The sequence below is a fragment of the Bacteroides caecigallinarum genome (assembly GCF_016902295.1).
Lineage (GTDB): Bacteria > Bacteroidota > Bacteroidia > Bacteroidales > Bacteroidaceae > Phocaeicola > Phocaeicola caecigallinarum_A.
Genome location: NZ_JACJLQ010000003.1, coordinates 23,267 through 40,946 on the forward strand (window position 1 = coordinate 23,267; position 17,680 = coordinate 40,946).

At 40.2% G+C, this 17,680-nt stretch carries 15 protein-coding genes; 8 read left to right on the forward strand and 7 right to left on the reverse strand.

Annotation, left to right across the window (positions count from 1 at the left end; translation table 11 throughout):
- Window positions 1–55 precede the first annotated feature (55 nt).
- Together H6A27_RS01570 and H6A27_RS01575 are read right to left on the reverse strand one after the other, a co-directional pair.
- The gene (locus tag H6A27_RS01570; protein WP_204507435.1) at window positions 56–2,326 is read right to left on the reverse strand and encodes a GH92 family glycosyl hydrolase; all 2,271 of its coding nucleotides are present in this window, start codon (window positions 2,324–2,326) and stop codon (window positions 56–58) included.
- A gap of 56 nt (window positions 2,327–2,382) precedes the next feature.
- On the reverse strand, window positions 2,383–4,596 hold the full coding sequence (locus H6A27_RS01575) for a GH92 family glycosyl hydrolase (RefSeq protein ID WP_204507436.1): 2,214 nt from the start codon (window positions 4,594–4,596) through the stop codon (window positions 2,383–2,385).
- A gap of 486 nt (window positions 4,597–5,082) precedes the next feature.
- Here H6A27_RS01575 and H6A27_RS01580 point away from each other — a divergent pair, with 486 nt between their 5' ends.
- The 7 genes from H6A27_RS01580 (at window position 5,083) to murI (ending at window position 12,488) form a co-directional block, all read left to right on the forward strand.
- Window positions 5,083–5,286 (forward strand): hypothetical protein, encoded by a 204-nt coding sequence (locus H6A27_RS01580; RefSeq protein WP_204507437.1) that lies wholly within the window; start codon window positions 5,083–5,085, stop codon window positions 5,284–5,286.
- 169 nt (window positions 5,287–5,455) lie between these two features.
- Window positions 5,456–6,841 (forward strand): DUF6242 domain-containing protein, encoded by a 1,386-nt coding sequence (locus H6A27_RS01585; protein WP_204507438.1) that lies wholly within the window; start codon window positions 5,456–5,458, stop codon window positions 6,839–6,841.
- A gap of 25 nt (window positions 6,842–6,866) precedes the next feature.
- Window positions 6,867–7,598, forward strand: a complete 732-nt coding sequence (locus H6A27_RS01590; RefSeq protein WP_204507439.1) for an isoprenyl transferase — start codon at window positions 6,867–6,869, stop codon at window positions 7,596–7,598.
- Between the two features lie 36 nt (window positions 7,599–7,634).
- The gene (bamA, locus tag H6A27_RS01595; RefSeq protein ID WP_394800020.1) at window positions 7,635–10,259 is read left to right on the forward strand and encodes an outer membrane protein assembly factor BamA; all 2,625 of its coding nucleotides are present in this window, start codon (window positions 7,635–7,637) and stop codon (window positions 10,257–10,259) included.
- Between the two features lie 147 nt (window positions 10,260–10,406).
- On the forward strand, window positions 10,407–10,922 hold the full coding sequence (locus tag H6A27_RS01600; RefSeq protein WP_204507441.1) for an OmpH/Skp family outer membrane protein: 516 nt from the start codon (window positions 10,407–10,409) through the stop codon (window positions 10,920–10,922).
- A 77-nt stretch (window positions 10,923–10,999) separates the two neighbouring features.
- Window positions 11,000–11,551, forward strand: coding sequence for an OmpH/Skp family outer membrane protein (locus H6A27_RS01605; protein ID WP_204403422.1), 552 nt, complete (start codon window positions 11,000–11,002; stop codon window positions 11,549–11,551).
- Window positions 11,552–11,645: 94 nt separating this feature from the next.
- Window positions 11,646–12,488, forward strand: a complete 843-nt coding sequence (gene murI, locus H6A27_RS01610; RefSeq protein ID WP_204507442.1) for a glutamate racemase — start codon at window positions 11,646–11,648, stop codon at window positions 12,486–12,488.
- A gap of 11 nt (window positions 12,489–12,499) precedes the next feature.
- On the opposite strand, the gene H6A27_RS01615 is transcribed toward murI, so the two are convergent.
- The 5 genes from H6A27_RS01615 to aroQ are packed head-to-tail and all read right to left on the reverse strand — an operon-like array spanning window position 12,500 to window position 16,665.
- Window positions 12,500–13,723, reverse strand: a complete 1,224-nt coding sequence (locus H6A27_RS01615) for an FtsX-like permease family protein (protein WP_204507443.1) — start codon at window positions 13,721–13,723, stop codon at window positions 12,500–12,502.
- A 38-nt stretch (window positions 13,724–13,761) separates the two neighbouring features.
- Entirely contained in the window at window positions 13,762–14,094 is a 333-nt protein-coding gene (gene rbfA, locus H6A27_RS01620) for a 30S ribosome-binding factor RbfA (protein WP_204403417.1), read from the reverse strand.
- Between the two features lie 10 nt (window positions 14,095–14,104).
- Window positions 14,105–14,746, reverse strand: a complete 642-nt coding sequence (locus H6A27_RS01625; RefSeq protein ID WP_204403415.1) for an O-methyltransferase — start codon at window positions 14,744–14,746, stop codon at window positions 14,105–14,107.
- A gap of 6 nt (window positions 14,747–14,752) precedes the next feature.
- Window positions 14,753–16,213: a pyruvate kinase gene (gene pyk, locus H6A27_RS01630; RefSeq protein ID WP_204507444.1), complete on the reverse strand. Its 1,461-nt coding sequence runs from the start codon at window positions 16,211–16,213 to the stop codon at window positions 14,753–14,755.
- 29 nt (window positions 16,214–16,242) lie between these two features.
- On the reverse strand, window positions 16,243–16,665 hold the full coding sequence (gene aroQ, locus H6A27_RS01635) for a type II 3-dehydroquinate dehydratase (RefSeq protein WP_204403411.1): 423 nt from the start codon (window positions 16,663–16,665) through the stop codon (window positions 16,243–16,245).
- Between the two features lie 63 nt (window positions 16,666–16,728).
- Between aroQ and xerD the strand changes: the two genes are divergently transcribed.
- Window positions 16,729–17,646: a site-specific tyrosine recombinase XerD gene (gene xerD / locus H6A27_RS01640; protein ID WP_204403409.1), complete on the forward strand. Its 918-nt coding sequence runs from the start codon at window positions 16,729–16,731 to the stop codon at window positions 17,644–17,646.
- Window positions 17,647–17,680: the final 34 nt, after the last annotated feature.

Sequence of the window (17,680 nt, forward strand, 5' to 3'; positions counted from 1 at the left end):
TTCATTAGAAGCTGATTTATCTGCTTATTCATTCATTTTACATCTTTACCATCGGTTATATACCCCATTTAGTAGGTTGACTGGTCATGGTAAACTCAAGAACTCCTCCATTCTTGATATCTTCATGACTGATAAATGGTTTTTCAAGAGGTACACCGTTCAGAACAGCCTTCTCAATATACTTATTCTCTTTGCTATTATTTAACGCTTTAACAACGAACTGTTTATTATCGGAAAGGTTTACAGTTACTTCATCAAACAGCGGACGACCTATAGAATAAACAGGCTTACCAGGACATACCTGATAGAAACCAATGGAATTCATAATATACCATGCCGACATCTGACCACAGTCTTCATTTCCTGAAAGTCCGTCAGGAGCATTAAAATATTGGCTATGGAAAACACTATCAACGAGTTCCTGAGTCTTCCAAGGCTGATCAGCATAATTATAAAGATGAATAATATGATGACTTGGCTCATTTCCATGGGCATATTGTCCGATAAGGCCTGTGATATCAGCCGATACCAAATCACCTTCCAGAGAAGAGTCGGCTGTAAACAGAGAGTCAAGTTTTTCTATAAACTGAGTCTTTCCTCCCATAAGTTCTATCAATCCATCCACATCATGCGGAACAAACCATGTCCACTGCCATGCTGTACCTTCGCAATAATCATCGTTTCTATGATTAGATGATCTCGGGTTAAACGGTGTACGCCATTTACCCTTCGAATCAAGTCCGCGCATAAACCTTGTTGACTTATCAAAATACTTCTGATATGCCTTAGAGTAATCCTTATATTTTTCAGCATTCTCCATATCATTATTAGCCTCGGCCAAAATAGAAATACAATAGTCATTGTATGCATATTCCAAAGCCTTTGCCACTGACTCGTTATCCTTGTCACAAGGAACATATCCTAAAGTATTTTTATAATACTTTGCCTTAGGCATAAGATGAGGTAAAACTGCAGCAGGACACTTAATTCCTGTTGTATCATATTCGGCTGCACGCAAACAAGCCTCGTATGCTTCTTTCAGATCGAAATCGGCATTACCTTTCGTATAAGCATCGGCTATAAGCGAAACAGCATGATATCCAATCATTGTTCCTGTATAATTTGAAGCCAGATCCCACATCGGGAATACTCCACCTTCCTTATGTTTAAGTAACAAAGATGTAATAAAATCATTATTAAGCTTGGGATCAATTATGGACAACAATGGATGAAGAGCTCTGAACGTATCCCACAAAGAGAAAATAGTATAAACAGGCTTGTCAACATTTCCCTGATGCACCTCCAGGTCCATACCAAGATAGCGTCCGTCGACGTCTGTAAACAGATTCGGGCTTATAGCCGTATGATACAAGGCCGTATAGAATATTTCTTTATTTTTAGCATCAGCAGTCTTTATATCAATTTTCGACAAGTACTTATTCCATTCATTATGAGCATCAGTCCTTACCTTTTCAAAATCCCATTCAGGAATTTCAGCCTCAACGTTCTTTCGTGCTCCCTCAACGTCCACTGCAGAAACTCCAACCTTCACAAGGATCTGCTCGTCTTTTGCCGTTTCAAATTTCAGCAAAGCTTTATACAGCGGCAGTTTCTTACCATTATTTACGGTCATTGTATCAGTATAGATTTCGTATGTGAATGGTTTGGAAAATTTAGCATAGAAAGCTATTTGTTGGTCGAAAGCCCAATATTTGGTAGTCTTATAGCCGCAAATTTCGGTATCGCTCAATACATCAATATTCATATCCATATTTCTCTGTCTCTGGATAGAATAATCCATATCAACAATAAATCCGGAATTATCGCTTTGAGGGAAAGTATATCTATGGATAGCGGCCCTCTTTGTAGACGACAACTCAGCCTTTACGGAATATCTGTCAAGGAAAACAGAATAATATCCAGGAACAGCCACCTCATTTTCGTGTGAGAAAGATGATGCGTATGGCAACGACTGACTAATGAGGTCCTGATTCTTATAATCCTGTTCGCCTACAGTAGGCATAATAAGGATATCTCCATAGTCGGCACATCCCGTGCCGCTTACATGTGTATGCGAAAACCCATTTATCGAAGAGTCTTCATAATAATATCCCGAGCAGGCATCCCATCCATCAATTCTGGTATCAGGGCTCGGTTGTATCATACCATTAGGAACAACAGGTCCGGGGAATGTATGACCATGTCCACCAGTTCCAATAAACGGATCGACCATACTTGTATAATCCGTTTCAGCGATTTCTGCAGTATTACATGCAAACAGTCCAAATGCCAACAAAGGCACGAAAATCAATTTCTTCATTTTCATAATTATTGATTTAAGGTTATTATTCTACCTATTTATATTATTAAATTATCAATCTATTATTCCACCGTATCAGTCATTTCAAACTCCAGAACTCCGCCTTTCATTATATCATCGTGTCTGATAAATGCTGAATCAAGAACCTTTCCGTTCAGTTTCACTGATTTCACAAAACAATTGCTGCGCCCAGCATTCTTTGCTACTATAGTAAACTCCTTATTATCTGCGATTCTCAATTTCATTTGTGGGAACATTGGGGTTCCTGTTTCATAAACACCTGATACAGGATTTACCGGATAGAATCCCATCGCGCTCAGTACATACCAAGCCGACATCTGTCCGCAATCCTCGTTTCCACATAATCCGGACGGATTATTCTTATAAAGTTCATGCATAATCTCGGCTACATATTTCTGGGTTTTCCACGGACTGTCTGTATAATTATAAAGATAGGCAACATGATGACTTGGTTCATTCCCGTGAGCATACTGCCCAATCATACCTGTACTGAATATCGGAAGCTCCTCGTTCTCTTTCGGAGTTAAAGTAAACATACTGTCCAGTTTCTCCTCAAAGCGTTTTTTCCCTCCCATAAGTTCCACCAGACCATTTATGTCATGCTGAACAGACCACAAATATTGCCATCCATTGCTTTCGGTAATGTGCGGCGTATATTCCTCAGGTTTAAAATCAGGAATAAACTTACCCCTGCTATCCTTAGGTTGCATGAACGACGAAGCCTCATTGAATACATTACGATAATTCATAGCCCTCTGGTAAAATTCCTCTGCCAATTCCTTTTTCCCCATTCTATCTGCCATTTCAGCAATACAATAGTCATCAAACGCATATTCCAGGGTTTTAGAAAGTGACCAGTTTTCGGTATTATACTTATCTACGACATCGTATGGGATATATCCCATTCTTTTATACAATCCTATTTGTCTGTAATCGTCAAGATTAGCAGTTTTCACACACTCTTCAAGTGCCGTTTCAGAATCAAAATTGCCTATTCCTTTAAGATAGGCATCAACAATGACAGGGACCGAATGATATCCAATCATCATATCTGTCTCACTTCCATACATATTCCATACCGGAAGTCTGCCGTTCTGTCGGGAGAAAGCGACAAGCGACTTCACCATATCATTAACCCTCCGTGGCTGTAAGATTGTAAACAACGGATGTGCAGCCCTATATGTATCCCAAAGCGAGAAAGTACTGTAATTGGTCCATCCGTCAGCTTTATGAACATTTCCATCCGGCCCATAATAATCACCATTAACATCACCGTATATTGTAGGAGCCAACATGCTATGATATAGGGCTGTATAGAATATTGTTTTTTCGTCTGTATCATTACTTACGACCTCAACCTTGCCCAAAGCCTCGTTCCACAAATTCTTTGCCTTGCTCAGATACGAATCAAAATCATCGTACACAGCCTCAGCCACAAAGTTTCTTTCAGCACCTTCCATACTTACTCCTGAAATAGCTGTCCTAACCAGAATCTGTTCATTATCATCTGTATTATAATATACTTTGGCTATATAACCGGTTCCACTCGGTTCGCCATCTTCCATAATAAGAGTTGTATCAAGCACAAGACTCTCAAAAGGTTTCGAGAACTTTGTATAGAAAAACACTTTCTGATTCCTCGCCCAACCATCGGAAAACCTGTACCCTTTCAAAGTAACAGAGTCAACTATTTCGATATAAGAATCCTGAGTCCTGTCCCAGTTCATTGCTTTACTCAAATTAAGGAATATTGCCGACTCTGCTTTTGGAAAAGTATATCTCTGAATGCCGCATCTTTCTGTTGCAGTCAATTCAACATTTATATTATAGTCGTCAAGGAAAACCTGATAGTATCCGGCATAAGCCTTTTCGTTTTCATGCGAGAATTTTGAATGGATACCCAAAGGTGGTTCGGCTTCGCTGTAAGGCAATGTAACAGGCATAAACGAAATATCATAAAAATCGCCGGCACCTGTTCCCGACAAGTGAGTATGGCTGAATCCGGCGATGGTACTGTCCGGATAGAAATATCCTGCAATTCTGTCCCAACCCGGCAAACCATTATCGGGGCTAAGCTGTACCATACCGAAAGGAACTTGTGCTCCCGGATAAGTATTACCTGTAAAATCCGTTCCTATGAAAGGATTTACAAACTTAGTATAATCAACATTCTGATTACTTCCATTTTTAACGCATGAGGATTCTGATACAGCTATCAGAAGCAGACCCACACATATAATACTTAAATGTTTCATACAAAAAGCGATTTCACAACGTTACAAAACCATACCATAGAGAAACTTTCATAGAATAATAAGTCTCATCAACGTCAACAAGGCAAGTCGCATATAACATTATATATATGTGACACTAAAAAAGAGACATATATTTATTTTTCAAATCATTTTCTAAATCGCATAGATTTTTTTAAAACTTATTCATGCAAATATACTATATTAATTTATTATTTACAATAACAAATAAGTTTACTTAAGGAATCTGAAGTATATTATATATAATAATAACATTTACAGGAATATTTATTCCTATTATATATAATTATTTCGTCATAGCAAATAAAATTTCCAATATCGGAACAACAAGACACTTCCGGACCTTTCCTCGAATACTTTACACCATTAAAATATAAATGACGATACCTCATAATACGTTAATAAAGCCAACCAACATGCAAATAATCATCATAGTCAATAATATCGAAGATAACAAAAACAAATATTTTGCTTTCCTGCTATAGCAAAATATTTTTCAGAACAGAAAAGGCTATCATACGTCCAAAGCTGCAAGACATCTGCTCAACCACGAGATATATGGCCATGCGGCAGATAAAACGACTGACAGACAGCGGAAAGCTGATAAACATAGGTTTCAAGAACCATTCGCTGTATGTACCGGCCGAAGGATGTTTCGGAACACAGCATTAAACACCTATTTAAACAGCATTTAAATACAGTTTAAAATGTTATACATTCGAGTGTTGGGCGATAAAAACAGACAGTTTATCCATAATTTTATATAAAACTGCAGGAAATGTACTGATTAGATGAAAAAACTTTCTACTTTTGCAACTTGTAACATAGAAATCATTTGCAAATGAAAATAAGAATATTACCAATTCTGGTTGCCGGATTGATGGCAGCCACTGCTTTTTTGTCATCATGTCTTGGAAGCGACTATGAGGAAATAGAGTATCCGTCAACGTCAAGTATAAAATCATTTTCCATAGGGACACTATACCAGACATTCTATGTAAAAAGTTCGAAAGGAGAAGACAGTGTATATACTGATACGGTGAGTTACGCCGATGTTCCTTTCACTATAGACCAGATTAACAGAAGAATATACAATAACGACTCTTTGCCTAAGGACGTTGATATAACAAGAGTTGTGGCAAGTATCTCAGCCGACTATGACGCTATATACTACGAAAAAGACGGCAAAGACACTATATGGACTTCAGCTGACTCTTTAGACTTCACAAAGCCGCTTACTTTTAAAGTGATGTCATATATCCCTTCACTTAATCAGTTTAAGACAGGCTACCCATATCAGGTTACAGTAAATGTTCACAAACTGAATCCGGACTCGCTGGTCTGGAAAAATTTCAGCAACTCATTCGGACAGGATGTGGTTTTCAGCAAGCAAAAAGCCGTTTACCACAACAGTAGAATATATGTATTTGGTGAAACTCAAACCGGAAATACAAAAGTCTATACATCGGAAACAGACAGAGGAAACATTATAAACGGATGGACTGACGTTACACCGGAAATAGCAGGTATTAACATATACTCTGCAATGGTATTCAATAACGATGTATATTATATCGCAGAAGGAAGCTTATATAATCTGAGCAGTACTTCAAAAATTGGAACTGAAACAAATCTTTCGAACCTGGTTTCTGTAAACGGACAGGACATTCTGGCTTATACAAACGACAATAAGGTAGTAAAGCTCAATGCTTACGGAGAGAAAGAAAGCGAATGCGATTTCATTGATGGTGAGAACCTTAACGGAAATATCAGTTACATATCATATCCAGCCGCTCACAACACATCGTTGTGGAGAACAGTTGTAATGAAGAACGGAGCCGAGGCTGACACTACAGCAACTGTATTCAGCTACATCAGCAGCGACAACGAATGGGTGAAATTCCAGCCAAACAACCCTACCACATGTCCAAACCAGAATAATATCTCGATGATTGCTTACGACGGCAAAATTTTCGCATACGGCGAAGACTTTGACTATTTCTACTCTTCATTGGACAACGGACTGAACTGGAAAGAGGAAACAGAATATATGGTATTCCCGTCTGAAAATAAAAACGGAATAGACAAATTGACTACTTATCGCCAAAACGGAAGTTACTCTACAGTAGTCGAGGATAATGGAAATAAAGGCTCATTCATCTGGTTTATCTGGCAGGACGGAAGCATGACAAGAGCCATCCTTAACAGACTGATGCCTAAGGAATAAACCATCAAAAAAGAGAAAGACTGACATGCTATACAGAGAAAAAATAGACAAGACAAGAATTCCCGAACATATTGCAATAATTATGGATGGGAACGGACGTTGGGCTAAAGAAAGAGGACATGTACGTACTTACGGCCACCAGGCAGGTGCCGAGACTGTACATATAATAGCTGAAGAGGCCGCGCGACTTGGAGTAAAATTCCTCACTTTATATACATTCTCTACAGAAAACTGGAACAGACCGGTCGATGAGGTTGCCGCACTAATGAGTCTGCTTATGGACTCTATAGAGGAGGAAACTTTCATGAAAAACAATATCCGTTTCAAAATCATCGGTGACACGACAAGACTTCCGGGAGACGTGCTTGAAAGACTGAACCTATGTATAGAAAACACATCACTCAATACAGGCATGTGTCTGACATTGGCTCTGAGCTATTCGTCAAAATGGGAGATTACTGACGCCATGAAGAAAATAGCGGAAGAGGTGAAATCGGGTAGCCTGGATGTAGAGGATATTTCAGACAAGACCATAGACAGCCATCTTGCCACAAGCTACATGCCTGATCCTGAACTGCTGATAAGAACAGGTGGCGAAATAAGACTGAGCAATTACCTGCTATGGCAGTGTGCATACTCGGAATTATATTTCTGTGACACATATTGGCCGGACTTTAAGGAGGAGGAATTGTGTAAAGCTATTTGCGACTATCAAAGCAGAGAACGCCGATTTGGAAAAACTAGTGAACAATTATAATTTGAAACAATGAGATACCGTCTTTTAATCATATCTATGATGACTTTGGGTTTGTCCTTTGTATCAAACAACGGATATGCCCAGAATAATACCGCCGAAAACGATAAACCTGTAATCCTTTACAACGGTTCGCCTAAAAAATATGAAATAGCGGACATAAAGGTTACCGGTGTAAAAAATTACGAAGATTATGTGCTTATAGGAATCTCCGGTCTTGCCGTGGGACAGACTATCACTGTGCCGGGTGATGACATTACAGGAGCTGTAAAGAAATACTGGAGGCACGGATTGTTTTCGGACGTAAAGATATCGGCTGACAAGATTGAAGACAACAAGATATATCTGCACATCGAACTTAAGCAACGTCCGCGTATCACCGACATACGCTTTTTCGGTGTGAAAAAGAGCGAACGCGAAGATTTGCAGGCTAAACTGGGACTGGTGAAAGGTAGCCAGATTACACCTAACCTGATTGACCGCGCGAAAATACTTATCAAAAAACACTTCGACGAAAAAGGTTTCAAGAATGCCGAAGTAAACATCGTAGAAAGAGAAGACACCGCTAATGCCGAACAGGTATATGTGGATGTTGACATCGACAAGAAAGAAAAAATCAAAGTTCACCAGATTACTATAGACGGAAATACTGTTCTGACTGACAAGAAACTCAAAAGAGTAATGAAAAAGACTAACGAAAAAGGTAAGCTTATCAACCTTTTCCGTACAAAGAAATTCATCGAAAGTAATTTCGAGGCAGACAAACAGCTCATCATTGACAAGTATAACGAATTGGGATATCGTGACGCTCTCATCGAAATGGACAGCATCAGCCAGTATGACGACAAGACGGTAAACATCTACATGAAAATATACGAAGGCAATAAATACTACCTGAGAGACATTACTTGGGTGGGTAATACTGTCTATCCTTCTGACTTGCTTAGCGAACAGCTCAGAATGAAGAAAGGAGATGTCTATAACCAGAAATTGCTGAACGAGCGTATCAGCGGAGATGAGGACGCCATCGGTAACAACTACTACAACAGAGGTTACGTATTCTACAACCTTGACCCTGTGGAAGTGAACATTGACGGTGACTCCATCGACCTGGAAATGCGTATCACCGAAGGTCCGCAGGCTACTATCAGCCATGTTCGTATAAACGGTAACGACCGTCTGTACGAAAACATTGTCCGCCGTGAGTTGAGAACACGCCCGGGCGATCTCTTCAGTAAGGAGGCTTTGGAACGTTCATACCGTGAAATTGCACAGATGGGACACTTCAACCCTGAAAACATTCAGCCGGATGTACAGCCTAATGTGCAGGACGGAACTGTTGACATCAACTGGGGATTGGAATCAAAAGCCAACGACCAGGTGGAATTCTCAGCCGGATGGGGACAAACAGGTGTTATCGGTAAGCTGAGCTTGAAGTTCACTAACTTCTCATTTGCAAACCTTTTCAGAAAAAATGACAACTATCGTGGTATCCTTCCTCAGGGAGACGGTCAGACACTTACAATAAGCGGTCAGACAAACGGTAGATACTATCAGTCGTACAGCGTTTCATTCTTCGACCCATGGTTCGGAGGTAAGCGTCCTACATCATTCTCTGTATCGGCATTCTATTCTGTGCAGACTGACGTAAGTAGCAACTATTATAACTCGGCTTATATGAACAACTACTATAACATGCTGTACGGTTACGGTAGCTACTACAACAATTATTATGGCAACTACTATAATAACTATGAATCTTACTACGACCCTGACAAGTCAATCAAGATGTTCGGTGCGTCAATCGGTTGGGGTAAGCGTCTGAGATGGCCTGACGACTATTTCACAATCTCGGCTGAGCTGTCTTACCAAAGATTCATGCTTAAGGACTGGAGCTATCTGTACATCAAGCTGAACAACGGACAGTATATGAACACAGGTAACTGCAACAACATCAACCTGAACCTGACTCTTGCCAGAAACTCTACAGATAACCCTATCTTCCCAAGATACGGTTCTGAATTCTCGGCATCGGTATCAATAACTCCGCCTTACTCACTGTTCAGCAATAAGGATTATTCCACTTACGGAAAAGACAATTATGAAGAAGCTGCAAGTATGTTCAAATGGATTGAATACCACAAATGGAAATTCAAAGCAAAAACATATACAGCACTTCTGCCTATACAGAAATGTCCGGTATTGATGACACGTACCGAGTTCGGTATCCTGGGACACTACAACAAGTATAAACGCTCTCCATTCGAGACATTCTACGTGGGTGGTGACGGTATGACAGGATACAGCTACAACTACGCTTCGGAAACTATCGCGCTACGTGGTTACGAAAACGGTTCGTTGACTCCTTACGGTAGCGAAGGTTACGCATACATCAGACTTGGTGCCGAATTGAGATATCCGCTTATGCTTGAGAACTCAACAAGTATATATGCGCTTGGTTTCGTTGAAGCCGGTAACGCATGGACAGAGGTATCTAAGTTCAATCCATTCCAGTTGAAACGTTCGGCCGGTGTCGGTGTACGTATCTTCCTCCCTATGATTGGTATGATGGGTATCGACTGGGCATACGGTTTCGACAAGATAAACGGCTCAATGCAGTATAGCGGAAGCCAGTTCCACTTTATCATCGGACAGGAGTTCTAACGTAAGGAGACAAGACTTTTCCCCAGTTGACAAGATTTTAGGGACTAGAGACTAGGGACCAGATACTAGGGGACCTAGTAACTAGTAACTCGTCAACTAGTATCTAAAAAAACTTAAAAACTAACAAAACTCAAAAGCTCAAATATTATGAAGAAAATGTTTCTATCTTTACTGATTGTCATGGCAGGCATGATGACAGCACAGGCACAGAAATTTGCCCTTATAGACATGGAGTTTATCCTGAAACAGATACCATCATACGAACAGGCTAACAAACAGATGGAAAGCCTGTCAAAACAATGGCAGACAGAAGTCGAAGCCAAATCAAAAGAGGCAAAAACTCTTTACGAAGCTTATCAGAAATCGGCTTCTACAATGACAGCCGAACAAAGAACTGCAAAAGAAGAAGAAATCATATTAAAAGAAAGGGAAGCGGCAGAACTGAGACAAACTTACTTCAGACCGCAAGGCGAGGCAATGAAAAAAAGACAGGAACTTATCGCCCCTATACAGGATGCGATATACAATGCTGTAAAGGAAATCGCGACAGAAAAGGGATACGATGCCGTAATAGACAGAGCTTCAGCACAAAGTATGATTTTCGCTTCTCCACGTATCGATATTAGCAATGAAGTTCTTTTGAAATTAGGATATTCAAAATAATTTTATACATTTGCATCCGAAAGGAAAACACACTTACATCAGGTAAGAAATTAATAATAAAATAGAAGACAAAGATTATGTTGAAAAAATTAGCATTATTGATTATGCTCGTTGCACCAATGAGCATATTTGCACAGAAGTTCGGATACTTCAAATCAGAATCAATCATCCCGGTAATGCCTGAATACGCTAAAGCTCAGACAGACATCCAGGCTTTGCAGAAACAATATGAGGATGAAATCAAGCGCGCGTCTGACGAATTCAACAAGAAGTTCGCCGAATTCCAGCAGGAGCAGAAGAATCTTCCTCAGAATATCCTTGAACGCCGCCAGAAAGAGCTTCAGGAACTTTCTGAAAAAGGAATGCAGTTCCAGCAGGACGCTCAGCAGCAGTTGCAGAAAGCTTATACAGACATGATGACTCCTATCTATGAAAAGATGGAAAAAGCCGCTCAGGCTGTAGGTAAGGCAGGTGGTTATGTCTTCGTATTCGACTTGAACCGTACTGACATCCCTTACGTTGACGATACTCAGGCAAAAGATATCACAAACGATATCAAGACTAACCTTGGAATCAGCCTTACAGCTACTCCATACGTGCCACAGGCTCCAGCTCCAGCTGCAAACTAATTTTCAAAAGAAAACTTATTTACTTAAATACGGTGAGGAACCTGTCAACACAATCACAGTGTTTACAGGTTCTTCGCTTTTTAGCTCTATCAGCATGCCATATTTACTAAACAAGATAAAAGGTCCGATTGGAGTATTCGACTCTGGTTACGGCGGGTTGACAATACTGAAAGAAATCAGAAAACAGATGCCGGAATATGACTTTCTGTATTTGGGCGACAACGCACGTACCCCCTACGGAACACGATCATTCGAAGTAGTGTATGAATTCACATTACAGGCCGTGGTAAGGCTCTTCGAGCTTGGATGTCCGCTCGTAATATTAGCATGCAACACGGCGTCAGCAAAAGCTCTGAGAAGCATACAGCAGAACGACCTGCCATATCTTGACAGTTCAAGACGGGTGCTGGGGGTAATACGGCCTACTGCCGAAAGTATAGGTGAAGTGACCAAGAGCAGACATGTAGGCATATTGGCCACATCGGGTACAATCAATTCAGGCTCGTATCCAATGGAAATTAAAAAGCTATATCCTGATATTAAGGTCACGGGAGTGGCATGTCCTATGTGGGTTCCACTGGTGGAAAATAAAGAATTCGGTTCCGACGGCGCAGACTATTTCGTAAAGGAATATATTGATAAGCTGTTGGAAAAAGACAGTGAGATTGACACTATAGTTTTGGGATGCACACACTATCCGCTGCTAATTGACAAAATAAGGAAGTTTACACCTGAAGGAATAAAGATCATTACTCAGGGCGAATATGTGGCAGAGAGCCTTAAAGACTATCTGAGAAGGCATAAGGAAACTGACTCAAGATGTACCAAAAGCGGAGAATGCCAGTTCCTGACAACAGAATCCGTTGAAAAATTCAAGGAATCGGCATCAATATTCCTTCATGAGGATGTATCCGTAAGAAGTATTACCTTAGGGTAATATGACTGGAACTACAGTAGTCTGCGGCTTAAATATCTTACCGGATACCATACAGATATAAAGCCTATGACGATTACTGTCACAAATATAAGAACTATATCCCATGCATGAACACTAACCGGGTAGGCATCTACAACAAAGCTTCCGGAATTACCCAATGAAATTATACCGTATTCCTGCTGTATCAGACAAAGGACCAGGCCTAATATCACTCCGGCAACAGCTCCTATGAAAGAAATCATTCTCCCCTCGAAAAGAAAGACTCTTACAACCTGACTGTCCGAAGCTCCAAGATTCCTGAGAGTCTGAACGTCGTTCTTCTTATCTATTATAAGCATAGACAATGAGCCTATAACATTGAAACAAGCTATAAGAAGTATAAAAGTAAGGAATATGTACGAAATAAGCTTTTCAATCTCCATTATCTTGAATGTATCGGCCTGCTGTTCGTATCTGTTCCGGACATAAAAGTCATCGCCAAGCAATTTCTTTATCTTTGAAATAACATCTTTTTCATTTGCTTCGGGAGTAAGCCGCAGGTTGACAGCCGACACCTTTTTATCGTACTGGAACAAATTACGCGCGAACTGGAGTGATGTAATTATATACGAAGCATCATATTTTTCCTGGTTTACTGTAAATGTCAGGCCTGAGGAGAAAAGCCGGTCGCTCACAAAGCTGCTCATGGGATTTGACATGTTTATCTTTCCGCCACGCTTAGGCGCATAAACTTCCAACGGGTCAAGAAAGCGGATTCCACTGCCTAAGGTAGAAAGCAGCTGTAATCCCGGAATAGCATAATCAACAACCTCGTCATGAAGTATCAAATCTCCACGACCAAACAAGATGCTGTCAATAGGTGTGAGCCTGTCAAAGTTATCTTCAACTCCTTTTATGACAGCCATGACCTGCCTGCCCTTATACTGCACCATGGCATTGTCCTCGACAGATTCCGAATAAACGGCTATTTCAGGCATATTTCTTACTTCTGAAAGTACAGGCAAACTACCATCGAAGACCTTACCTTTGACAGAGGTTATCTTTACCTGCGGGTCAAAAGCAGTAAAGAAGGTAGCCACCATATCCTGGAAGCCATTAAAAACAGAAAGTGTGCAGACCATGGCCAATGTAGCCAAAGCGACTCCGCACACAGAAATACCGGAAATTACATTTATTGCATTATGCGATTTCTTCGAAAACAAATACCTTTTAGCGATATAAAAAGGGAAATTCACGGCAAGTGGATTTTATCGAGTAATACGAAATATCTGGACTATTTCAGAAGCTGGTCTATTTTCTCCGCATAGTCCAAAGAATCGTCAATAAAGAATTTCAATTCTGGGATAATACGCAACTGGTGGCGTACTCGTCCTCCAAGTTCAAACCGGATAGCCTTGACGTTGGCATTTATATTCTTGACTATCTCATCAGCCTTTTCAGATGGGAAAACGCTAAGATAGGCACGGGCATAACTCATATCAGGACTTATTCTGACTACACTTACAGAGACCAATACTCCCGGCATTGATTTTGTCTGCGCCAGAAACATCTCGCTCAATTCCTTCTGAATAAGTCTGGCTATTTTATTTTGTCTGGTTGTTTCCATAAAGTTATTTCTATTTTTTTCGTATTATTGTAAGACCGTCACGCATCGGCAATATAACTTTTTCCACTCTGCCGTCTGCAGCCACCAAATCATTGAATTTTTTAATTCCTATTGTCTGCAGGTCCGTGTGATGGGGATTTTCTTCAAGTACGTGACCATCCCATAAAGTATTATCAGCCAGGATATATCCACCGCTTCGGAGCTGTTTGAGTATCATCTCGTAGTATTCTACGTAGAAACGTTTGTTGCCATCCATAAACGCCATATCAAACGTAATATCCATAGTAGGAACTATCTGCAAAGCATCACCTATATAAAACTTTATTTTGTCGGAATATGGTGAGTTCTCCAACCACGGGCGAGTAAAATCCTCCTGCTCGTCGTTTATCTCGAAGGTATGAAGCATTGCTCCATCCTCAAGCCCTTCTGCCAGGCATAAGGCAGAATATCCGCTGTAAGTACCTATTTCGAGAACCTGTTTTGGGCGAATCATTTGAACAAACATCTTCAACATCCTACCCTGAAGATGCCCTGAAGCCATACGGGGACGCAGTAATTTTACATGCGTCGCCCTATATAAAGCTTTCAGATAATCTCCTTCTTCATCAATATGCTGAAGTATATAATCGTCCAGAGCGTCCGTTTCTTTCATTATATATTATAGATAACGGTTTTTGTTTGGAAGTACAAATTCGTCAGCGTGTTCAAGAACATCGTTCACCTGATTTATTTCAAGGAATGAAGTTTTTGTTCCCGCCTTACCGCTACTCAAATATGCCACCATATCATTGCCGGACAAAACTCCGTCGTTTATCAGTTTACGTAATGCTGTGAAATAATATTCCTGACCGTTAGCTTTCTCAGGCATATAAATAGCCTCAACACCATACGAGAGAGCAAGATGACGCATAGTCTTTTCCTTGTAACAGATAGCCAAGACAGGATGCTTTCCACGATATGCCGCAAGGCTGCGAGCTGTAAGTCCGCTGAAACTGTCTGTAATGATAGCGTGTATAGGCATTAGGTTAGTAGCACGTACCGCCGATTTTGCAAGGAATCCTGTTACATCCGCATTTTCAGGAGTAAGACGAATCTGTATATCATTTTCCTCCATCTTATCTTTTTCTGCCTGAGCCGCAATCTTAGTCATAGTCTTAACTGCCTCTACAGGGTACTTACCGTATGCAGTCTCACCACTTAACATCAAGGCATCCGTACGGTAATAGATAGCATTCGCAATATCAGTAACTTCGGCACGTGTAGGACGTGGATTGTTAATCATTGTGTGAAGCATCTGTGTAGCAACGATTACCGGTTTACGGGCAAGAATACATTTCTTTATCAACTGACGCTGGATACCAGGGATGCGTTCCTGAGCCACTTCAATACCAAGGTCACCACGGGCTACCATTACGCCGTCTGCCACTTGAAGGATTTCGTCAATATTGTCAACACCTTCCTGATTTTCGATTTTGGCAATAATCTTTATATCGCTGTTATGAGCATCAAGAATTTCACGTATGTCAAGTACATCCTGACGATTACGTACGAATGAATGGGCTATAAAGTCGATATCTTTTTCTATTGCATAAAGGATATTGTTACGGTCTTTTTCTGTCAATGAAGGAAGGTTGATACGTACACCCGGAACATTCACACTCTTACGGCTTCCCAATGTAGCATCGTTCTGAACTTCACAGAACAGGGTAGTTTCATTCTTATCGACAACAGTCAATGCCAAATCACCATCATCAATCAAGACTGAAGCACCTACTGACAAATCGTGAACAAAATTCTTATATGTAACAGAAATACATTCTCTTGTAGTTTCCTGATCCGGATTTCCTACTATCTGTACTTTATCACCTATTTTAAAATCGATAGGACCTTCTGCACTTGCTGTGGTACGCACTTCAGGACCTTTTGTATCCATCAGAATAGCTATACGGTTAGAAACTTGGCGCACATTGGATATCAATTTTTCGAAACCTTCGCGGCTGGCATGCGCTGTATTCATACGAACGACATTCATACCTGCGTTAAAAAGATCTCTGATAAAATCCACTTCACAGCGCAAATCTGAAATGGACGCAACGATTTTTGTTTGTTTAAGCATCATAATAAAAAAACTATTATACCTGTTTTACATTATTTCGAATTCACAAAGGCCTCGACAGCCAACCTGTATGAGTCAAGACCAAAACCACATATCACTCCACGACAAGCACAAGATATCATAGACTTGTGTCTGAACTCTTCCCTTGTATGAACATTGGATATATGTACCTCGATGGCAGGAGTAGTGACAGCCCGCAAAGCATCCTGAAGAGCAATCGACGTATGTGTATATGCCCCTGCGTTCAGGATAATACCATCATACGAAAATCCTACCTCATGGATTTTATTTATCATTTCACCTTCCACATTCGATTGGAAATAATCAAATTCAACATCAGGATACCATCCTGTCAGCTTTTTGTAGTACTCTTCAAAAGAAACAGCTCCGTAGATAGAAGGTTCACGCTTTCCCAATAAATTTATATTCGGGCCATTGATAATTTGTATTCGCATAGTTTATTTAATATAAACTTTATGTATCTTTGTAATAATATGGTGCAAAGATAATAAAAAAGAATGAATAAACAGGAAGTTGACGGACAAATTATAATAAAGTACAAGCAATATCTGCGATTGGAAAAGTCTTTGTCAGATAATACAGTCATGGCTTACACCAGCGATTTGGAGAAGCTTATATCATATCTGGAAGAAGAAAACATAAACATCCTTGACGTTACTCTGGAGAATCTGGAGAACTTCAGCGCAGGATTAAGAGACATTGGAATCCATCCGCGCTCACAGGCAAGAATACTGTCAGGAATACGCGCCTTCTTCCATTTTCTTTTACTTGAAGATTATATCCGCCAAGACCCTTCCGAACTGCTGGAATCGCCTCAAATCGGGAAGCATCTGCCAGACGTTCTAAGCGTTGAAGAAATTGACAGCCTAATAAGCGCAATAGACAGAAGCACAAGAGAGGGGCAACGCAACTGCGCAATTCTGGAAACACTGTACAGTTGCGGGCTTCGGGTCTCGGAATTATGCAATCTGAAAATCTCCGACCTTTATCTGAACGAAGGTTTCATCAAAGTGGAAGGTAAAGGCAGTAAACAGAGACTTGTACCAATATCTCCAAAAGCAATCGAAGAAATCAGGAATTATTTTATCACAAGGAACGAAGGACTTATCAAACCGGATTTTGAAGATTATCTATTCATCAGCAGATTTGGAAAGAATATTTCAAGAATAATGGTATTCCATATAGTAAAGGAACTGGCAGACAAGATAGGACTAAAAAAAACAATAAGTCCTCATACTTTCAGGCACTCATTCGCGACACATCTTCTGGAAGGAGGAGCAAATTTAAGAGCCATACAGAGTATGTTGGGGCATGAAAGTATCGGAACTACTGAAATTTATACACATATAGACAGACGCAAATTAAGGGAAGAAATCATCAGCCATCATCCAAGAAATAACAAAGAAAAACAATAAAAGGAATAAAAACTATCATTTTTAAGCATTTTTC